The organism is Erythrobacter sp. F6033 (assembly GCF_023016005.1).
In the GTDB taxonomy this organism is placed as follows: domain Bacteria; phylum Pseudomonadota; class Alphaproteobacteria; order Sphingomonadales; family Sphingomonadaceae; genus Erythrobacter.
Genome location: NZ_JALKAZ010000001.1, coordinates 2,488,708 through 2,508,154 on the forward strand (window position 1 = coordinate 2,488,708; position 19,447 = coordinate 2,508,154).

Sequence of the window (19,447 nt, forward strand, 5' to 3'; positions counted from 1 at the left end):
AAATGCGAACCGCCCCTTTTTTTATCTAATCGCTGGGATCAGAATTCGGTACGAAGTGTCACACCGTAAGTGGCCGGTTGCTGCGGGAATGCAGAGCGTGAACCACCGCGAAGCACCGTGTTGAAGGTAACGCCGCGCGTCACTTCGTCGGTGATGTTGTTGCCCCAGACTTCGAGCGTCCAGCTCTTATCTTGTGCGCCGATACCAGCACGAACGTTCACTTTGGTGTTGCTGTCCTGAATATCGAACGGAACGAGGGTGCGAGCCGCAAGATCGGCAGGATTAACCGCCTGTGTTGAAGTACGACGGTCATCCTCAATACGCGCCTGCGCCGTGATGAAGCCCGTCAGGTAATCGCTCAGGTCACGCTCGTAATTCGCGCCGAAGATGGCGACGATTTCCGGTGCGTTGGTAAGCGTATTGCCGCAGAGTGCCAACACGTTCGGCGATGTCAGACCGCCGTCGCAATCATCAGGATAGCGAGCATTGGTGTAAGACAGACCCGCGTTAAGCGTCAGGTTCTCATCCGGACGGATAACCGATTCCAGTTCAAAGCCTGACGATAGCGCACGGCCAACGTTGAAGGTTGTGAACTGTGCACCGGTGAATTCGAGGACTTGGAAGTCGGTGAATTCTTCGTGGAACACCGCGAGGTTCATTGTGACCGCATCATCCAGGAACTTGGCTTTCAGGCCAAGCTCATATGCGTCAACCAGTTCCGATCTAAAGGTCGGATCCGCACCGCCGGAATTGGCCGTGATGTCGAGGTTGATTCCGCCCGATTTGTAGCCGTGCGTAAAGCTTGCATAGACCGAGACCGGTGCTTCAAACTCATACGACACTTTACCGGTATAGATCAGCTCTTCATCACTGAAAGGCACGTTGAACGGACGAGGCAGCGGGAATGCGATCGCGTCCGAACCGATGGCAGGAGCTGTGAAAGCAAAGCAGCCGGTGCCCAATACGTTAGGAACCAGATCGGCGCCTACCGTCGCGGCAATGGTCGGCACACCTGAAAGCAATGTCAGACAGGTCGGATTGTTGTTCGCCAGCTGAGTAAAGCCACCAGTCTTTGATTCGTCCGAATACCGCAGACCAACAGTCAGTTTCAGGCCTTCTGCCACTTCAAGAGTGTTGTGTGTGAAGATCGAGAAGCTTTCACTTTCTTGCGAGTACTGGTTGGTCGCCGTTGTACCGTTCGGGCTGACGCCGTTACCCGGTGTGAGCGGATCGTTGATAAGGTCTGTCAGCAGAGTGAGCGGCGCAGGGCCAAGCAATCCGCCGAACAGGCCACCGATCAAAAGATCGTAATCCGAACCAAGCGAGAAGTCTGTGCTCGAGCTGATCTCCTCATCGGAGTAATAGCCACCGACCAGCCATTCTAGGCTGCCGCCGAACGCCTCGCCTTGGATGCGAAGCTCATGCGTCATGGTGGTAATTTCTGTATCGAGACGATCCACGTCGAACACTTCGAGAGCCGAGAAATCGGAATCGTAGTTTTCGCTTGAGCTGAAGTCGCGATACGAACCGATGTAAATCAGATCGGCACTGTCGCCGAGCGGGATGTTGATCTCGCCGGTGATACCCCACTGCTCGGTTTCCGCCAGCGGAAGCCGGTTTGCTGTGGCCGTCAAATTATCGAGAACTTGCTCAGCGCCTGGCTGGTCAAACGGGTTGAAGGTAACGGATGGCGCAGCCATGCCGCCGCGAGGAGGCGCGCCAAGAGCGCCAAGCGTCGCTTCAAGGCCAGCATCGCCAAGCAATTCCACTGCCGCACAGCACTGGTTTTCGCTTTCGCTGTAGTCACCGATCAAGCGAACGGTGATCCCGCTATCGCTTTCAAAGCCGAGCTGTGCACGAACCAAGAATTGATCAATCGTGTTGGACTCGCCGATTTTGGTGCCGGTTTCGTCCACCACATCCACAAAGCCATCACGGCTGCGATAGGCGCCGGTCAGGCGGACAGCCAGCGTGTCTTCGACGATCGGCGCGTTGATCGCGCCCTGAACATTGATCAGGTCGAAATTGCCATATGTCGCGTTAGCGAAGCCGCCGAATTCGGTCACATCAGGGCCGCGCGTCGTAATATTCAGAGCACCTGCCGACGTGTTGCGGCCGAACAGTGTGCCTTGCGGGCCGCGAAGAACCTCGACACGTTCAATGTCGACAAATTCGCTCAGCGCAACGCCAGGGCGCGATTGATATGCGCCATCGACAAAAATACCGACGGCACTTTCAAAACCGATATTGTTTGATGTCGTACCGACACCGCGAATACGCAAAACAACAGAGCCGGATGCTACCTGAGCGTTTGAAGTCGAGAAACTTGGGCTGACTTGCGTGATGTTCTGGACGTTTACGACGCCCTGCTTGTCCAGCTGTTCCGGCGAAACTGCGGTAACCGCAATTGGAATGTCTTGAACGTCTTGTGCACGGCGTGTCGCCGTCACGATAATGACGCTGTCATCCTGTTCCGGCGCTTCGACCTCATCGGCGTCTTGCGCAAAGGCGGGTGCGGTAAACGAACTGCAGGCCATCAGGCCAGCAGCGTAGGCTGCAAGCTTACGTGTCATAGATTTTCCTCTCCACATTGCCCAACGGCCTTTTGGCCTTATTGGTTAGGAGACCAGACTATCAGCGCGTTTGCCGCTGCCAAGAGTTCACGACGCTTCTTCGCAAACCGTAGCATAAATGCAACATATCGTGCTGCAGCGCAGCATCGCGTCAAAGATACGGCAATTCAGGTAATTAAGTTGCTGACCGATCGGGAAGAAACCCGCAGAAATGCTGGACTTAATAGCCGAAACGCAGCCCAATCCAAATGGTGCGCGGGGCGCCCAAATCTATCGCTCCACCCGAGTTTCGAGTGACGATTTCCTCATCAAACAAGTTTTCGCCGCGCACGATAACCGAGAATTCGTCGGTTATCGTAGCCTGCGCAAAGGCATCAATCGTCGTCGCTGCTGGCAGGGTCGCGGTTTCTTGATCGTCCTCAAACTGTCCGCTGACATGACGAAGCGTCGTTGACAGACGCCATCCATTGGCCGGTTGCCACGCCAAAGTGGCAGACGCAGCGAAGTCAGGCGTTTGCGGTGGGCGGTTACCGTCCAGCGCGAGTGAAGCGCCCTCTCCGTCGATAGTCGCATCTGTATATGCAAGCGATCCGTCAAAGCTGAAGCTGCCGAACTTCATTGCTAGATTTGCTTCGACACCCTGCGCGTCAATCGCTGGCAAGTTCTGCCGCTGGCGCAGATTGGACTGCAAAGTCACATTGGCAATCGCGTTCTCGACACGATTGTCGAATGCGGTCACCGAAACCACGACCGCATCAATCGGCTGCCATGTCGCGCCAATCTCAAACCCCTTCAGTCGCTCGTTTTCGAGCGCAGAGTTAGCTTGCGTCACTACGGGGAACACCACGAACGGGCGGTAAAGCTCATTCAAGGTTGGCAAGCGCAAGCCGGTATAAGCAGCCGCGCGAATATCCAGCTTACGGGTCGCATAGAACAGCGCCCCGGTGCGCCAGCTAACAGCCCAGTCGCTGCGATCCGGCGCGACCGTTTCGCTTACCAAAATGCCGCCAGCATCCTCGGCGCGGAAAAATCCGTCTTGGATATTTGTGTGATCAGCACGAAGACCGCCGGTCAGAAGGAGTGGCCCGATCTGCCAGTCATCCTCAATGAACAAGCCAAGGTTGCTATTCGTACCGCCAGCGCTGCGACGTTCGCGCAAATTGCCGGTGAAGGCGCTGAACGCTTCTTCCTGCAATTCCCCTTCGGATTTGCGATAGTCCACTCCGAGACGAACCGTATGTGCCTCATCGATCGGAGGGCGTACTTCAATCTTGCCCCCGAGCCCGGTTGAAGGGGTGTTCCGCTGATCGAGAACTCTTACGAAGCGCGTCGAACTGATGATGACGTTCGAGAAATTGCGCGCCTGAACATAAGCAAGTGCATCAAATTCCCAACTGCCGCGTCCCACGAAACGTAGGCTGGCATCCTGACCTTCGATCCGAGAATCAGCGCCCTCAAACCGGAGTGTTCTTGCATCTTCAAACAGGCTTCCGCGAGCCTGCAATTCAACGTCGTCGGTCAATGGTGCAACCGCCCTCAAACCGACCTGCCAGCTATCAAAAGCGGCGCGCGCCGTCGCGGGAACACGCTGGCCTTCGGGCGTGGTGAAAAAACCTTGCCCGCGATCCCAACGCCCGCTGATCACACCAAAGCCGGCGCCGAGTTTGCCGCTCAACGCGGCGCTTGCCTCCGTCTCCTCGCGGTCATTGACCAGCAGGCTTCCCGATACAGGGCCTAGCGTCCGAGCATCGGCGCTTTCCAATTCGATTGTTCCCGCCAAAGCACCTGCTCCGAACGGGCCAGCGCCGCCGCCGCGCGTTACGCGAATATTGCCAAGCGTTTCGGGAGCAACCGCGTTGAAAGGAATGTATCCAAAGAACGGATCGCTGATCGGCACGCCGTCCAGCAAAACCAGTGCCCGGCTTGTGGCGTTCCCGCCGAGCGCGCGCAATGTCGCGCCCTGAGCGCTGGGATTGGCGGATCTGCTGTCCGAGCGGCGGAATTGCTGAAAGCCCGCAACATTCTCCAGCACATCTTCGATCCGGCCTGAACCGCTCGAAACGATCGCCTCCCGGTCAATTTCCGTTACCGAATAGGCCCCGATGGATGGGGCCTGCTGCAGCCCTTCGCCGGTGACAACAATCTCGCTTTCACCCGTTTCGCCCTCCTCCGCACCCTGTGCTGAAAGAGGGACTGAAAAGGACAGAGCGAGGGCAGAAGCGGCCAATTGATAGCGATAGTTCATAGCCAAAGCGCCTAACGGAACCGCTCAGCAAAGTCAGTTTCATTTTGCTATCAAGACTCGCTTTTCGTCGGCGCATATGATTACATCTGCGAAAATAATGGAAGAGAGACACCCGATGCTTGCAACTGCCCCTGATTTTGACGTGCTGATCGTTGGCGCAGGCATCTCTGGTATTGGCATGGCTGCTCATATGGAAATGAAGTCGCCAAACCATTCCTATGCGATTGTCGAGCGGCGCGAAAATCTGGGCGGCACATGGGATTTGTTCCGTTATCCCGGCATCCGGTCGGATAGCGATATGCACACACTCGGTTTCGATTTTGAACCGTGGCGGCATGAGAAAACGATCGCCGATGCACCGTCCATCCTCGACTACCTTAACCAGATTGTCGATGAACGCGGCATCCGTCAGCACATCCGTTACGGTCACAAAGTCATCTCCGCCGATTTCCGTGACGATGAAGCGCGCTGGCATGTCGAGATGGAACTGGACGATGGATCGACCACGCGGCTGACCGCGAATTTTCTGTATCTCGGCTCCGGCTATTATGATTATGACGAGGCGTATGATCCCGGCTTTGATTTTGGCGATTTTGAAGGTCAGGTGATCCACCCGCAATTCTGGCCAGAAGACCTCGACTACACCGGCAAGAATGTTGTGGTGATCGGATCAGGCGCAACCGCAGTGACGATCGTACCCTCGATGGCAGACAAAGCCGCCAAAGTAACGATGCTGCAACGGACGCCGACATGGATGTTTGCACGCCCTGCCAAGGATTGGATCGCCAACACTCTGCGTGCCGTGCTGCCGGAAAAACTCGCCTACCGGATCACCCGGTGGAAGAATATCAAGATGCAGGATTTCAGCTTCAAAATGGCGCGTAACAAGCCGCAGAAGATGAAAGACACGCTGCACAAGAACATCGAAAAAGCGCTGGGCGATGACTTTGATCGGGCGACCTTCACCCCGCCCTATGATCCGTGGGACCAACGCGTCTGCCTCGTGCCGGACGATGACCTGTTCAAAGCGATGAAATCGGGCAAGGCCGAGGTCGTCACCGGACATATCGAGAAGTTCGAAAAAGGCGGCGTGCGCCTGAAGTCAGGCGATTTTCTCGACGCTGATATCGTTATTACCGCAACGGGCCTGAAGCTGGCCATCGCGGGTAAGATTGCCGTGAGCCACAATGGCGAGCCTGTGAAGTTCGAAGATCGCTTTTACTACAAAGGCTGCATGTTCTCGAACCTTCCGAACCTCGCCGTGGTGTTCGGTTATCTCAATGCCAGCTGGACGCTGCGCGCAGATATCAATTCCGACTATGTCTGCCGCTTGCTCAATCAGATGCGAGCGACTGGTACGGATATGGCTACGCCTATCCTTACTCCCGCCGATGAGGCAGCGATTGTCGAAGACGATATCTTCGATTTCTCCAGCGGGTATATTCAGCGCGGAAAGCACATCATGCCGCGCAATTCGATCGAATACCCATGGCGCCTCAATCAGGAATATGTGATCGATCGCAAGCGGATGGCGGACGATCCGGTCAATGATGGCCTGATGACCTTCACCCGCGCTGGCGCGAATGCGCAAGCCGCCGGAGAACAGCTTGAAGCGGCAGAGTAAATCACGCCGTTTCGCTGTAGTCATGAGCGCGGGCTTCCACTAAACCGCCTCTATGACCTCTTCCGATAAAATCTGGACCGCCGGCCTCGTCATCATCGGTGATGAGATCCTTTCTGGCCGCACGCATGACAAGAATATTGGCCAAATCGCCAGCTGGCTTCAGGTGCAAGGCATTCGGTTGGCGGAAGTCCGCGTTGTCGCGGATGAGGAAGACCGCATTATCGAAGCCGTAAACGCCCTACGCGCGGCGAACGATTACCTGTTTACGACCGGCGGGATCGGTCCGACGCATGATGACATTACGGTGGATGCAATTGCCAAGGCACTGGGTGTACCGGTCATCATCCACCCAGAGGCACGCGCATTGCTCAAACGGTACTACGCCGACAAAGGCGGCGTAAGCGAAGGCCGTTTGCGGATGGCCCGCACTCCGGAAGGAGCCGAGTTGATCCCGAACCGCAAATCGGGCGCACCCGGCATTCGTCACGGCAATATCTTTGTAATGGCGGGCGTGCCGCACATCACCGCAGGAATGCTCGATGCTTTGACGGGTGAACTGGAAGGCGGCGCGCCATTGATATGCGAAACCGTCGGAGGGTTCATTCCCGAAAGCGAAGTAGCTGAGTTGCTTCGAGAGGTCGAGCAAGCCCATGAAAACTGCCAAATTGGCTCCTATCCCTTCTTTCGTGAGGGCAAGGTTGGGTCGAATTTCGTCATTCGCTCGACAGATCGCGAAGCGCTGCAAAGCTGTTTCGATACGCTATGCGAGGGACTCGGTGAAAACGGTTGGGACTTTACGCCCGGCGGCATCTAATTCCGCGTCCCGAATAAATAAGCCTTTGCTTTTCCCGCGTCTTGCGGACAGTCTCTGATCTGTAGGGATCAGGGGTCGCATGGAAACTCTTTTTATCGCCGGGCTGGCCATTGCAGTCTTTCTGCTGTGGGATCGCGTTGGAAAGCTTCAGCGCCGCGTTGATGCGCAGGAAAACTGGCTCAGCGACCTGCAAACCAGACGCGCAAGCGCGGCAGTCGAAACAGAGCTCGAACCCGAAACCGATATACGGCCTGCTACGCCTATCCCGGCGGAGATAGAGCCTGAGCCTGAAATTGAGCCAGAACCTGCTGCAGCAAGCATGCCGCTTTCCGCAGACAGTCCCGTGGTTCGTTCCGAAATCGAGCCGCAGGAAGCTGAAGAAGAGGCCACCCCGCCCGTCAGCGCCGAGCCAGAAGCAGAGCCGGAGCCCAAAGACACGGGTCCGCGCTTTGACTTTGAAGATATCTTTGGCCGCCGCCTGCCAATCTGGGCTGGCGGAATTGCCTTGGCCGTCGGCGGAATTTTCCTCGTTCGATACGCCATCGAAGCCGGGCTTCTCGGGCCAACAGTGCGCGTTGCGATGAGCTTCCTGTTCGGTCTCGCGCTGATCGGCGGGGCCGAGGCGGCATTCAGATTTGAAGACAAAGTGCGCGATGAACGGGTTCGGCAAGCCCTCGCTGGAGCAGGAATCGCGACTTTGTTTGGCGCGTTCTATCTGGCCGGTTCGGGTTATGGCCTGATTGGTGCGGGCGCGGCCTTTATCGGCCTTGCGATCGTAACCGCGGGCGCGATTGCGATGTCTTTCCGCTTCGGTTTGCCCTGCGCCGTGCTGGGGTTAGTTGGCGGTTTCGCGGCGCCCGTTCTGGTCGATAGCGACAGCGCAAACGTGCCGCTGCTCGCTCTGTATCTCGCACTGGTGACCGGCGGCCTCGCATGGACTGGCGAAGCGCAAGGCCGCCGCTGGCTCGGCTACGCCGCGCTGGGTATCGGGCTTGGCTGGGGCTTGCTGATGCAGCTTGGCGGCATCGACAGCGGGAAAGACTTCGCCGCATTGGGCGGATATCTGATCGTCCTCGGCACCGTTCTGCCAGCCTTCCTGCAATCCAGAGGCGGCGCAAGTCCGTTCCAGATTGCGGCTGCAGGCGTAGCGACGCTACAAATGGCGGCCTTGGTCGACAATGCCGGATACGACCCGCTGACGCTTGGCCTGTACGGTTTGATCGCCGCCGCGCTCGCCGCGCTTGGTTGGCGTTTTCCGGCGTTGCGCGCCGGATCGGCGGTCGCCGCGTTTGTCGGCATATGGCTCCTGCTCCTTTGGCCGGTCCCGGCCGCACAGCACTTCGCCATCGCGGCCATCGTCTTGGCGCTGATTTCGGCAGGCGTGCCACTGATCCATCAGTTGCGTGGAAGAGCCGGGCTGGTTGATATCGCGCAACTTGGCGGATCGGTGATCGGCATCGGCCTCGCCGCCTATGTGCAATTCGGCTCTTGGGACAGTGCCCCGCGCGAAACCATTCTCGCCGTTAGCATGGCGGCGTTGGCGCTGTTCCCGATCGCGGCGTTCTGGTCGCACTGGCGCGCATCGGGGGAAGCGGACAACCGGGCCACCCTTATCCTGCTTGGCGCAGCGCATTCGCTTTCTTTCTCGTCCCTTTTGCTGGTTACGCTCGCTTGGGCAGCGCCGGTTGTGGCCGCTGCTGTCGCGCTGCCGATCCTTGCCTTGCTATGGAAGCGTGATGCGATCTCGCTGCTCATCGCAGGCTGGGCGGGTATTGTCGTCACAGTTTTCTCCCTGATGGTCACGCCGGCATTTGAAACCGAGGTGATGCGATTGAGCGACGGAAGCGATCTCGCATGGCGCGGTGCAGAAGTGCTGAGATGGGTCGCAAGCGCTGTCCCGCTTCTGGCTATGGCAGCGTTGCGCCCCGCCCCGGTTTCACGCCCGATTGCGGACGGACTGGCAGCGGCGATCATCTATGGAGCCGTCGCGCAAATCGTACCCGGCGAAACCCTCGCGTGGATTGCGGCATTGGCAGCGCTTGGGCTGTATCTATGGCAAGCCGACCGCTTCGCCGCTTGGGGTACATCTCTGGCCATAGCGGGTCTTTGGACCGTCGAGCCTTTGGCCGAATGGGTTTTCACGGGCATCGCGGCATTGGCTGGCATTCCGTTCCTGTCCGACAGCGCGTTGTCGTTGATCGAGATTGGACAGCAGATTGCGCCATTCCTGCTTGTCGCCGCGTTCCTTGTCTGGCGCGGAGGTGCTTTGCCCCGCGAAGTCAGACTGGGCTTCACGATTGTGTGCGGCTTGATCGGTTTGGTCGTGGTGCACAGCCTGTACAAACAGGCATGGGGCATTGATTCACTCCTTCGCTTCGAATGGCTCGGTATGGGTGAGCGATCGGTTTGGCAGGCTGCGCTTGTGCTGGCGGGCCTTGCAGTCATGCAATTGCCGCGCAGCACCCTGACCAGAGCCACAAGCGCCGCTGCCTTTACTGCTGCGATCATGCACTTCCTTCTGTTCACCCTGGTCCTGCACAATCCGCTCGCGAACGTTCAACATGTTGGGCCGACGCCAATCGCGAACTGGCTTCCGGTGGGTTACGGCGCTGCGATTGCCGCGCTCATCCTGCTCCGCGACGAAATCGAAGAGCTTATCAGCAGAGCCCGACACGGGGTTGATATTGCGGTCATGGCATTGGTCGCGCTGCTCGCCGTTTCGCTGCTGCGCCAGATTTACGCAGGCTCGGTTTTGACGGCGCCGCCGATTGGCCAAAGCGAAAGCTTGATGATTTCGCTGCTCGGGATCGCGCTGGCGCTTGGTTATCTGTGGTGGGGCTCCTTTAAATCGCTGCGCAGTTGGCGGATCGGCTCGCTCGTCCTGATGCTGGGCGCAGTGCTCAAAGTGTTCCTTATCGATGCCGCCGGGCTCGAAGGGTTGCTCCGCATCGCCAGCTTCCTTGCTCTGGGTTTCAGCCTGATCGGGATCGGCTGGGTCTATTCCCGCCAGCTATCGCGAAGAAACGCCGCTTAAGGCAGGCATAGAAAAAGGGCCGGAAGATCGCTCTTCCGGCCCTTTTTGTCTTTCACTTCCCAAGTAGGAAAGCCGAATTTTCTGCATCACCGAAGCCGAAGGCTTCGCAAGGGCGACCGCCCATCCGCAGCGATGCGGACTTTAAGCCGCGTGAGCGAGGAAGAGTGATCGCGGATGCGATCACTCACTCATAAATCACGCGCCCTCGATGCCCGAAATGTCGATCTTGAGGCCAGGGCCCATGGTCGAGGTCAGCGAGACCTTCTTCACATATTTGCCCTTGGCGCCCGATGGCTTCGCTTTGACGATAGCCTGAGTGATCGCTTCGAAGTTGGCTTTCAGGTCCGCATCCTTGAACGACATTTTGCCGATACCGGAGTGGATGATGCCCATTTTCTCAACGCGGAATTCAACCTGGCCGCCTTTGGCGTCCTTAACGGCTTGTTCCACGTTTGGAGTGACAGTGCCCAGTTTCGGGTTTGGCATCAGGCCTTTCGGACCGAGAACCTTACCGAGACGGCCGACGACGCCCATCATGTCCGGCGTGGCGATCACGCGGTCATAATCGAGGTTGCCTGCCTGCATGTCTTCCATGAGGTCTTCCGCGCCGACTTTATCGGCACCAGCGGCAGTCGCCTTGTCTGCGTTGTCGCCTTTGGCGAACACAGCAACTTTGACGTTCTTACCGGTGCCCGATGGCAGCGAGACCATGCCGCGGACCATCTGGTCTGCGTGGCGTGGGTCAACACCGAGGTTCATCGCGACTTCGACGGTTTCGTCGAATTTCGCTTTGTGCTCGCGCAGTGTCGCGATGGCTTCGTCGATCGAGTAGAGCTTTTCGTTGTCCAGCTCAGCGACAGCCTTTTGCTTTTTTGTCAGTTTCGCCATTGGTTCAGCCCTTCACTTCGAGGCCCATCGAACGCACGGAGCCTTCGATGATCTTCATGGCCTGATCGATGTCGTTTGCGTTGAGGTCCTTCATTTTGGCCTCAGCGATTTCCTTCACTTGCGCCTGTGTGACAGAACCAGCGACGACTTTGCCCGGTTCGCCCGAACCGGATTTCAGCTTCGCAGCTTTCTTGATCATGTAAGAGGCCGGTGGGCTCTTAAAGGTGAAAGTGAACGAACGGTCCGCGTAAACGGTGATCGTGGTCGGGATTGGAGCGTTCTTTTCAAGGTCCTGTGTTGCGGCGTTAAACGCCTTACAGAATTCCATGATGTTGACGCCGCGCTGACCCAGCGCCGGGCCGATTGGCGGCGATGGGTTGGCAGTGCCCGCAGGCACTTGCAGCTTGATATAGCCTTCGATCTTCTTGGCCATGAGGCCTTCCTTTCTCACTGTTCCTCATGCTCTTTCGAACCGAGGTCATGTTAAGCGGTCCAACGGCTTGCCGAATGGCCAGCCTCCCGCGCGGATTCCTATCCATATGGATAAGGAGCCGCGCACATAACGTTTTTGCTCGTGAAAGCAAGTTTGTTTTGCACGCGTTTTTGTTTGCGCACGCCATCCGGCTTTTATGTTTAGCGACCTCAAGCGCCGGGCGCGGACCATCCGGCCCGCTTGGCTTCGCCGCAGTGGCGGCGGCGCGCAGTCGCGCGCTGGCTCACCTCCGGCTCGCACCATTCCAAGCCATCGGTGTCGCTGCGGAGCTCGGCGCGCAGCGCCGCAAGGGCGACCGCCCGCCCGCAGGCCCGATAGGGCCGAGGAAATCGCACCGCGGATGCGGGTGCACGAAACAAAGACACATGACACATTCTCCAACATGTCACCCGGTGCCTACAGCCAAAAACCGCTGAATTCCGCCGTTCCCGCGATGTAGGACACGGGTGACAAGTATCCAACTTTCTCGGCTGTCTGCAATGGATCATCATGAACCTCTTCTTGCAGTTTGTGGCAAAGTAGGAAAATGTGATCCCCATTGGTCAAACGGTCTATCTTCATGGTTTTGCAAGATTTATAGGCAAAAGAGACAGTCTGAATTTTATTGAATTAGGGGGCATTCATGCTGCGCGTCGCAATCCAGGTTAAAGAACTCATCTCCAGCAACGTCACCAGCGCGCTGGATTCGATGTCCAGCTCGGCCAAGATGCTGCATCAGCTCCAGCGTGAGATCGAAGAAGCGATCATCGCTCTTGAAGGTGAGCGCACCAAGACCGAGCGGAACCTGAAACGGCTGAAAGCCTCGCTGGCGCAAAACGAGCTTCGCGAAGCCGATTGGGGCGACAAAGCCAAATCAGCGATGGATCACGACCGCGAAGATCTCGCGCGTCAGGCATTGCTGGCCCGTGAAGATTGCCGCGAAGCGATTGCCGCAGGCAAGGATGACATCGCCAAAGCCAAAGCCGATCTCAAAGAAATCGAAGATGCGGTCAAAGAGCTCGAGGCTAAGCGAGCGGAAACCCGCGAACAGGCCAAAGCGCAATCCGCCGCCGACGCCGACAAGAGCGGATGCGGTGATGTTGGCGTGAGCACCGCTGAGAAACGCCTAAACCGCGTATCCCAGATGGAAAAACGCACCGAGTTTGCGACCGAAGACACATCTGACGCGCGCAGCAATGCCAGCGTGGACCGTGAGATTGACGAACTGCGCCGCGCGAGCGCCGTGGATGCAGAGCTTGCCGCGATGAAAGGCGGAACGAAGAAAGCCCCAGCCAAGCGGGCACGCAAGAAGGCCTAAGACTCCTCACATTCGCAAGGTGTATTACCAAGGCTAGACACCTTGCCATACTGTCATTACTCCTGCGTCCTTAGACAGTGGGAGAAGCAGGCATGACGCCAGAGGGCATTTTCGGCGTGGCAGGACAGGCGGCCATGCTTGGCTGGGTGATCCTGATCTTTCTCCCGCGCCGGTGGCATGCCTTGCTCTGGCTGCCGCGCTTCATTATCCCTTTTGGGCTGTCGCTCCTCTATTCAGGCCTCGCGATGGCGCATATCCTGACCGTGGATGGCGGCGGCTTCGGCTCTCTGGCCGAAGTAAAAACGCTGCTGTCCAACGATTGGGCGCTGCTTGCGGGCTGGGTCCATTATCTCGCCTTTGATCTGTTTATCGGCGGCTGGATCGCGATCCAGGCGGACAAGGTCGGTATTTCGAGACTGATCCAAGCGCCCATCCTGCTCGCAACCTTTATGGCCGGCCCGCTCGGCCTTGCGCTCTTTATGGCCATGCGCGCCGGATATGTGCGAAGCACTGCGGACGAAGAGCCCGTCTTGCGGGAGGCCACAGCATGAGCGACCCGCAGACCAACCTACCTGCGTGGAAGCCAATCCTTCCCCAGCTTGATGATGACCCGCTAACGCGTCTTCTAATGACATTTGCGCTGTTTATGGCCGCGGCGTTCATTGTCTTCATCCCCGCATGGGTCATCGACACACGCGTTCTCGACAGCGCACCGATCTGGACGAAACCGCAGAAATTCAACGTCTCTTTCGTCGTTCACTTCATCACACTGGCTCTTATCGCGCAGCAGATACCTCGCGCGGTCCGTTCGGGAATGGGTTTGCGCATTTTCGCCTATCTCGCGGGCATCGGATTGGTGTTCGAGTTCATCTATCTCAACACTCAAGCCGCGCGCGGCGTCCGCTCCCACTTTAACAATGACGGCCCGTTCGAGCAGATCATGTACGCCTTCATGGGCCTTGGCGCGGTTTTGCTGATGACCATCGCGGTTGCGATTGCTGTGCAGGTCTGGCGCAAAGCCGACCGGTCCCGGCGCGGCCTATGGCTCGGGACAATCGTCGGGTGTATCGGCGCCTTCATCACCACGGTGGTCTTCGGCTTCTATATGTCAGGCGAAGGTCGATATGTCGGCGCGCCTTTAACCGGAGGGGGCGAAGTGATCCCGTTCTTTGGCTGGAGCCGCGAATATGGCGATCTGCGCCCTGCCCACTTCGTAAGCATGCATATGCTGCAAACGATCCCGTTTGTCGGATGGCTGGCGGATCGTCAGAACTGGAACGGAACCATCATCGTTCTTGTAGCGACCGCTCTCCAGATCGCGTTGGCGACATTCCTGTTCATGCAGGCGCTGTCAGGTCAGCCGTTCTGGCCCGCCTGATCAGCGTTTCGCGCGCGCTCGATTTCACGGCGCGGTATCTTCATGCCCTTCGTCCGGCTAGTCAGATGAAACTGGCGGCACAGCTCGCACGTATAGACGCGCAGCTTGAACGGAGCGGCGTCAGCCGCATCCTCCGCCGCTTCGCGCGTGGCATACCGTTTCTTGCGATTGCAGACGGCGGGACGCGTCTTCACGAGCCCGTCCCGCGCTTTCGGCCTTATTTGACCAGTTCGACCTGTTCGAACTCAAGCTCAACCGGCGTAGCGCGGCCAAAGATCGAGACCGAAACCTTGACCTTGGCTTTGTCGAAATCGAGTTCTTCGACAACACCGTTGAAGCTGGCGAAAGGACCGTCGAGCACTTTGACCTGATCGCCGATTTCGTAATCGACGCTGATGTCTTTTTTCGGAGCAGATTTTGCTTCCTCGACACCGCCAAAGTAACGTGCGGCTTCTTTTTCGCTGATCGCCTGCGGCTTGTTGCCCGAACCCAGAAAGCCGGTGACTTTCGGAGTGTTCTTGACGAGGTGATACACGTCATCGGTCATGTTGAGTTTTGCGAGGACATAGCCCGGCATAAACTTGCGCTCGACCTGAACTTTCTTGCCGCGTTTCACTTCGGTGATGGTTTCGGTCGGAACTTCGACTTCCTCGACACCTTCGGACAGGCCAAGGCGCTCTGCTTCAGACAGAATCGCCTCTTTCACCTTGTTTTCGAAACCGGAGTAAGCGTGGATGATGTACCAGCGGGCCATTGATTATCCTTGAAGTCGGGACGTTGCGTTGGCTGCGCGCTCTTAAGCGAGCGTCAGCAGGAATTTGACGACGGCGTTGAACAGGCTGTCGATGCCGAAGAAGAACAGCGACAGGATCACCATGAAGATGAAGACGAAGATCGACGTACGGATCGTCTCTTCGCGCGTCGGCCAGACAACCTTGCTCGTCTCGGTGCGAACCTGATTCACAAACTCGGCAGGCGAGGTTTTCTTCTTTTTCTCTTCGGCCATGGATTGAGCCTTGTCCTTCAAAATGTGTCGGTTCTTCCAACTGGTCGCTTTGAGGTAGGGTCCATCGCCCTCCGAGACAAGATCAACGGAAGAGCTTTGAATTTTGCGATGTCGGAAAGACACAAAGGCCAATAGGCGGCGGGTCCGTCAAAAGCAAGCGCAAGAATCTTGGTTCGGGCTTTGATTTACGCACGCCATCCGGCGCGCGATATCCTCGCGCCTATCGGCGCTGCGGGCGCCCGGTCGGGCTTGCGGTCGCTGCGCGACCGAGCTCTGAGACCAAGCCACCGAATTTGTACCCGGCCTCTTGGTGCCAACGAGCTAGGTAGCGATGAGAGCGTCGCGAGTAGGGACGCCAGCGCGCGACCGCGCGCCGCCGCTTATGCGGCGAAGCCAAGCAGCGCGGATGCGCTGCGCCCGGCGTTTGAGGGCGCACAACAAAAAACTAGCTAATGGCGCAACGCGCCGTTAGCGTGCATCGCTTGGAATTGGCCCGCACGGGCCGGTTGTTCTTCGGGGACAAGCAAAGGGGATAGCCGCAATGGCTGCAACACCTTCGGGCGCGGAAGCATGGATCGCGCCGATTACCAATCTTTCGGATTTCATCTGGGGCGGCACATGGAATGGCGAAGCCCTTCCGTGGCTTTCCATCGGCGGACAGCCTATTCCGCCAATGACGCTGATCCTGCTGGGCATCGGCATGTACATCATGTTCGGCCTGCGATTCTATCCCATCGTCAAATTGGGCAGCGCTTTCAAAGGACTGTTTTCCAGCCGCAAAAGCGAAGGTTCTGGCGAGATTTCGCCGTTCGCCGCGCTTTCAACGGCGCTTTCGGGACAGGTCGGCACGGGTAACCTTGCCGGTGTCGCGACAGCTATCGCGCTCGGCGGACCGGGCGCAATTTTCTGGATGTGGATCACCGCCCTTGTCGGCATGGCTCTGGCCTTTGCCGAGGGTTCGCTGGCCATTCGTTACCGCGAAAAGACCTCTGACGGCGTCTATCGCGGCGGCCCGATGACTTACATCATGATGGGCCTTGGCAAGAAGTGGACATGGCTCGCTATTGTCTTCTGCCTCGGCACGCTGTTCTCCGCGCTCGTCACGGGCAACTCGATTCAGGCGAACGCTATTGCAGACGGTATGAACGAGCTGTTCGGCATTGAGGAATATATTGGCGGGGCAATCACTGCGATCCTCGTCTTTATCGTGATCATCGGCGGTATCAAATCCATCGGTAGCGTGGCGGAGAAAATCATTCCGTTTATGGCTGGCGCTTACATCATCATGGCGGTTCTGGCGTTGATCCTGAACTTTGGCGATCTGCCTGCGACCTTCGCTCTCATCTTTGATGGCGCGTTTAATCCGCAAGCTGCCACTGGCGGTTTTGCGGGCGCGGCGATTATGCTGGCGATCCGTGCCGGTGTGGCGCGCGGCCTGTTCTCGAACGAGGCGGGTCAGGGTTCCACTCCCATCGCTCACGCTGTGGCGCAGACCAACGATCCGCAGCAACAAGGCCGCATGGCGATGCTGGGCACGTTCATCGACACCATCGTGATCTGCACCATGACGGCGCTGGTTATGCTGACGGTTCAAGGCGACTTCACCGCGGGCGGAGAAGCTGTGAAACATGCGTGGAATTCCGACCTTGAAGGGTTTGCGATGACCAGCGGCGCTTTCGCAGCGGCGTTCCCGTTTGAAGTGATCGGTGTACCAATCGGTACGCTGATCGCGTCGATTGCGCTTATCCTGTTCGTGTTCACGACGCTTTTGACGTGGAGCTATTATGGCGAGCGGGCGATCACCTTCATCTATGACCGCGTACCGGGTTCGACCCGCGGCGGTGAGAAGATCCTGCATATGGTGTGGCGCGTCCTGTGGTGCGTTGTGATCTATCTCGGATCGACGCTCGATCTGACGCTCGTGTGGCGCATGGGCGATATCGCCAACGCTGCCATGGCGCTGCCAAACTTGCTGGCGCTGTTGCTGCTGTCAGGCGTCGTGTTCAAACTGGCTCAGGGCAAGAAGGACGCAGGTCCGACGCACACCGCCGAAACACCGGAAGAGCCGAACGAATATTAATCGGCTTCACCTGAACAAACAAAAGGCCGGCTTGCACAACGCAAGTCGGCCTTTTTTGTTGGGCACATCATAGTGGAAACAAACCCAATCGGTCTCGCAGAGACCGCAAGTGCGACCGCCCGTCCGCAGGCCCGACGAGATCGCGAACCCGGATGGGCTTGCACCAGAAAATAAGAGAAATGGCAGGGGCACAGAGACTCGAACTCTGGACCTTCGGTTTTGGAGACCGACGCTCTACCAACTGAGCTACGCCCCTGCAGGCGTCGGGCGCAATAGCGGGGGTGCGCGCTATAGGCAATACAAGATCGCGCGCAATTGCATCGCTCTTCCTATCGGAGACCCAAATCCCACGGTCTGTCGCGTAAGACCTAGCGCCCTGCCCGACATCGCTGCTAAGCGGCGCTGATATGCATTCGCCCCTGCGCAACACTATCCCGGTTGAAACCCTTTTGCTGGCCTATCGCAGCGGGATTTTCCCGATGGCCGACACTCGCGAGGATCAGGATGTTTTCTGGGTAGAGCCACGTGACCGCGCGATCATTCCGCTGGATGGGCTAAAAGTGTCGAAATCACTGCGCAAGGTCCTGCGCAGTGGGCGTTACACAATCACTTTGGACGCAGCCTTTGAAGAAGTAATCCGCGCTTGCGCTGCACCCCGCCCCGGCCACCCGGAAAGCTGGATCAGCGACCGTATCGTCCGCAGCTATGTCGATTTACATCACGCTGGCCACGCGCATTCAATAGAGTGCTGGCAAGAGAGCAAGACCGAAGAACCAGTTCTAGTTGGCGGTCTTTACGGCGTTTCATTCGATTCGGTGTTTTGCGGAGAAAGCATGTTCAGCCGGGCCGACAATTCAAGCAAAGTGGCCCTGTGCTGGCTCGTCGCCCTGCTTCGTATTGCGGGATTCAAGCTGCTCGATTGTCAGTTTATGACCGACCACCTCGCCTCGATGGGCGCGGCCGAGATGCCTCAGGCTGACTATTTGCAACTGGTGTTGAATGCGCGCGGGAAGCCGAACATGACGCTTGATGAAGCGTTCGACGATGTGGTCCTAAATGCGAAAGCGTTTGATTATTCGCCTGGCCAGCTCATTTCGCAATTTTTGACCCAGACATCGTAAATCGGGTGCTCGACCACGTTGAGGCTTGGCGATTCCTTGTAAAGCCAACCTGAAAATACACGGGTGTGATCGCTTTGACCGCGATCCAGAATATCGACCTGGACAAAAGCGCCGGTTTCCTGCGGCATTTCCCAGGCGGCCGTGCGCTCACAGCTCGCCAAAGTAATGATAACTGGGCCGATTTCGCGGGTCTCGCCCGGCGACATCTCGATATCTTCGCTGATATTATTGCGCTTGTTCAGCAAGCCGAGCGTTGCGACGCGTTCCTCATTCGGAGTGACACCGTCGGTTTCGATCGGAACATCGGCGCCATCGTTTTCATCTGCCGGCGTTGCTTCGCCTAACGGCACTTCGACTGTTTGCGGTGCATCAGGTTCGGCCCCGCAGGCGGCAACAGTCAATCCGACCAACAAAACGGGATAAAGACGCTGCATCGCGAATTCGGTCAGCCTTCCGGCGACCAAGCCTCATAATCGCCATCGGCAGCCGCGCGTTTGCCGCCGCGTTCCAGCGCGCCCTGTGGGCGGTATGCCTGCGCCGTACCGGTTGCGTTGGGGGTGTAGTCGACCTCCCAAATCTTAGCCGGTGGCAGATGGCTTTCCGGCACATCATCAAACGCGCCGTGCAGCCAGCCGTGCCATTCGGATGGCACGCGGCTGGAATCATTCGCGCCGTTATAGATGACCCAGCGTTTTTCCATCTGGGTGTATGATCCCGTCGAGGGACCGTCTTTGGCGGCCTTGCGGTAGTATTTGTTGCCTTCCGCATCGGTGCCAACATGCTCGCCGCCGGTGCGGATCGCCCACCAGTGAGTGCCTAGCGTAGCGCCGTCCCACCAAGTGAAGATTTTTCCAAAGATTCCCATGCGCCGCCGATTAGCGGAATTGACCCGTC

Annotated in this window: 17 protein-coding genes and 1 tRNA gene; 8 read left to right on the forward strand and 10 right to left on the reverse strand. The window is 57.8% G+C overall.

Annotated elements, in window-relative coordinates; genetic code table 11:
• Positions 1–38 precede the first annotated feature (38 nt).
• Both MWU39_RS11720 and MWU39_RS11725 read right to left on the reverse strand, forming a co-directional pair.
• Positions 39–2,573 (reverse strand): TonB-dependent receptor, encoded by a 2,535-nt coding sequence (locus MWU39_RS11720; RefSeq protein WP_247160216.1) that lies wholly within the window; start codon positions 2,571–2,573, stop codon positions 39–41.
• A 220-nt stretch (positions 2,574–2,793) separates the two neighbouring features.
• Positions 2,794–4,818 (reverse strand): TonB-dependent receptor, encoded by a 2,025-nt coding sequence (locus tag MWU39_RS11725; protein ID WP_247160217.1) that lies wholly within the window; start codon positions 4,816–4,818, stop codon positions 2,794–2,796.
• A gap of 115 nt (positions 4,819–4,933) precedes the next feature.
• Between MWU39_RS11725 and MWU39_RS11730 the strand changes: the two genes are divergently transcribed.
• From MWU39_RS11730 to MWU39_RS11740, 3 genes are all read left to right on the forward strand, one after another.
• A complete protein-coding gene (locus tag MWU39_RS11730; RefSeq protein ID WP_247160372.1) occupies positions 4,934–6,442 on the forward strand; it encodes an NAD(P)/FAD-dependent oxidoreductase in 1,509 nt (502 codons plus the stop codon).
• Between the two features lie 52 nt (positions 6,443–6,494).
• Positions 6,495–7,256 (forward strand): molybdopterin-binding protein, encoded by a 762-nt coding sequence (locus tag MWU39_RS11735; protein WP_247160218.1) that lies wholly within the window; start codon positions 6,495–6,497, stop codon positions 7,254–7,256.
• A 79-nt stretch (positions 7,257–7,335) separates the two neighbouring features.
• Positions 7,336–10,290: a DUF2339 domain-containing protein gene (locus tag MWU39_RS11740; RefSeq protein ID WP_247160219.1), complete on the forward strand. Its 2,955-nt coding sequence runs from the start codon at positions 7,336–7,338 to the stop codon at positions 10,288–10,290.
• Positions 10,291–10,485: 195 nt separating this feature from the next.
• Here the strand turns inward: MWU39_RS11740 and rplA are convergent, their stop codons facing one another.
• Both rplA and rplK read right to left on the reverse strand, forming a co-directional pair.
• Positions 10,486–11,178: a 50S ribosomal protein L1 gene (rplA, locus tag MWU39_RS11745; protein WP_247160220.1), complete on the reverse strand. Its 693-nt coding sequence runs from the start codon at positions 11,176–11,178 to the stop codon at positions 10,486–10,488.
• 4 nt (positions 11,179–11,182) lie between these two features.
• Entirely contained in the window at positions 11,183–11,611 is a 429-nt protein-coding gene (gene rplK / locus MWU39_RS11750) for a 50S ribosomal protein L11 (RefSeq protein WP_247160221.1), read from the reverse strand.
• Between the two features lie 682 nt (positions 11,612–12,293).
• On the opposite strand from rplK, the gene MWU39_RS11755 reads away from it, so the two are divergent.
• The 3 genes from MWU39_RS11755 (at position 12,294) to MWU39_RS11765 (ending at position 14,346) form a co-directional block, all read left to right on the forward strand.
• Positions 12,294–12,968 (forward strand): PspA/IM30 family protein, encoded by a 675-nt coding sequence (locus MWU39_RS11755; RefSeq protein WP_247160222.1) that lies wholly within the window; start codon positions 12,294–12,296, stop codon positions 12,966–12,968.
• 77 nt (positions 12,969–13,045) lie between these two features.
• A complete protein-coding gene (locus MWU39_RS11760; RefSeq protein WP_247160223.1) occupies positions 13,046–13,519 on the forward strand; it encodes an ABA4-like family protein in 474 nt (157 codons plus the stop codon).
• Complete coding sequence (locus MWU39_RS11765) at positions 13,516–14,346, forward strand: hypothetical protein (protein WP_247160224.1); 831 nt, start codon at positions 13,516–13,518, stop codon at positions 14,344–14,346. Before MWU39_RS11760 ends, MWU39_RS11765 begins: the two co-directional genes overlap by 4 nt.
• Here MWU39_RS11765 and MWU39_RS11770 read toward each other — a convergent pair.
• From MWU39_RS11770 to secE, 3 genes are read right to left on the reverse strand one after another with little or no spacing between them, the layout of a single operon-like run.
• On the reverse strand, positions 14,325–14,540 hold the full coding sequence (locus tag MWU39_RS11770; protein WP_247160225.1) for a hypothetical protein: 216 nt from the start codon (positions 14,538–14,540) through the stop codon (positions 14,325–14,327). The genes MWU39_RS11765 and MWU39_RS11770 overlap by 22 nt on opposite strands.
• 23 nt (positions 14,541–14,563) lie before the next feature.
• On the reverse strand, positions 14,564–15,100 hold the full coding sequence (gene nusG / locus MWU39_RS11775; RefSeq protein WP_247160226.1) for a transcription termination/antitermination protein NusG: 537 nt from the start codon (positions 15,098–15,100) through the stop codon (positions 14,564–14,566).
• A gap of 42 nt (positions 15,101–15,142) precedes the next feature.
• Entirely contained in the window at positions 15,143–15,352 is a 210-nt protein-coding gene (gene secE / locus MWU39_RS11780) for a preprotein translocase subunit SecE (RefSeq protein WP_218404284.1), read from the reverse strand.
• Positions 15,353–15,893: 541 nt separating this feature from the next.
• Here secE and MWU39_RS11785 point away from each other — a divergent pair.
• Positions 15,894–17,432: an alanine/glycine:cation symporter family protein gene (locus MWU39_RS11785; protein ID WP_247160227.1), complete on the forward strand. Its 1,539-nt coding sequence runs from the start codon at positions 15,894–15,896 to the stop codon at positions 17,430–17,432.
• A gap of 180 nt (positions 17,433–17,612) precedes the next feature.
• On the opposite strand, the gene MWU39_RS11790 is transcribed toward MWU39_RS11785, so the two are convergent.
• Positions 17,613–17,688, reverse strand: a tRNA-Trp gene (locus MWU39_RS11790).
• Between the two features lie 151 nt (positions 17,689–17,839).
• Here MWU39_RS11790 and aat point away from each other — a divergent pair.
• Entirely contained in the window at positions 17,840–18,553 is a 714-nt protein-coding gene (aat, locus tag MWU39_RS11795) for a leucyl/phenylalanyl-tRNA--protein transferase (RefSeq protein ID WP_247160228.1), read from the forward strand.
• On the opposite strand, the gene MWU39_RS11800 is transcribed toward aat, so the two are convergent.
• Positions 18,505–19,017: a DUF2155 domain-containing protein gene (locus tag MWU39_RS11800; RefSeq protein WP_247160229.1), complete on the reverse strand. Its 513-nt coding sequence runs from the start codon at positions 19,015–19,017 to the stop codon at positions 18,505–18,507. The two genes, aat and MWU39_RS11800, sit on opposite strands and share 49 nt — an antisense overlap.
• A complete protein-coding gene (locus MWU39_RS11805; protein WP_247160230.1) occupies positions 18,999–19,418 on the reverse strand; it encodes an NADH:ubiquinone oxidoreductase subunit NDUFA12 in 420 nt (139 codons plus the stop codon). Before MWU39_RS11805 ends, MWU39_RS11800 begins: the two co-directional genes overlap by 19 nt.
• Positions 19,419–19,447 lie beyond the last annotated feature (29 nt).

Bases quoted from the DNA above. Each gene is read 5' to 3' on its own strand.
- MWU39_RS11720 (WP_247160216.1), bottom strand. From the start codon at position 2,573: ATGACACGTAAGCTTGCAGCCTACGCTGCTGGCCTGATGGCCTGCAGT.
- MWU39_RS11725 (WP_247160217.1), bottom strand. From the start codon at position 4,818: ATGAACTATCGCTATCAATTGGCCGCTTCTGCCCTCGCTCTGTCCTTT.
- MWU39_RS11730 (WP_247160372.1), top strand. From the start codon at position 4,934: ATGCTTGCAACTGCCCCTGATTTTGACGTGCTGATCGTTGGCGCAGGC.
- MWU39_RS11735 (WP_247160218.1), top strand. From the start codon at position 6,495: ATGACCTCTTCCGATAAAATCTGGACCGCCGGCCTCGTCATCATCGGT.
- MWU39_RS11740 (WP_247160219.1), top strand. From the start codon at position 7,336: ATGGAAACTCTTTTTATCGCCGGGCTGGCCATTGCAGTCTTTCTGCTG.
- rplA (WP_247160220.1), bottom strand. From the start codon at position 11,178: ATGGCGAAACTGACAAAAAAGCAAAAGGCTGTCGCTGAGCTGGACAAC.
- rplK (WP_247160221.1), bottom strand. From the start codon at position 11,611: ATGGCCAAGAAGATCGAAGGCTATATCAAGCTGCAAGTGCCTGCGGGC.
- MWU39_RS11755 (WP_247160222.1), top strand. From the start codon at position 12,294: ATGCTGCGCGTCGCAATCCAGGTTAAAGAACTCATCTCCAGCAACGTC.
- MWU39_RS11765 (WP_247160224.1), top strand. From the start codon at position 13,516: ATGAGCGACCCGCAGACCAACCTACCTGCGTGGAAGCCAATCCTTCCC.
- nusG (WP_247160226.1), bottom strand. From the start codon at position 15,100: ATGGCCCGCTGGTACATCATCCACGCTTACTCCGGTTTCGAAAACAAG.
- secE (WP_218404284.1), bottom strand. From the start codon at position 15,352: ATGGCCGAAGAGAAAAAGAAGAAAACCTCGCCTGCCGAGTTTGTGAAT.
- MWU39_RS11785 (WP_247160227.1), top strand. From the start codon at position 15,894: ATGGCTGCAACACCTTCGGGCGCGGAAGCATGGATCGCGCCGATTACC.
- aat (WP_247160228.1), top strand. From the start codon at position 17,840: ATGCATTCGCCCCTGCGCAACACTATCCCGGTTGAAACCCTTTTGCTG.
- MWU39_RS11805 (WP_247160230.1), bottom strand. From the start codon at position 19,418: ATGGGAATCTTTGGAAAAATCTTCACTTGGTGGGACGGCGCTACGCTA.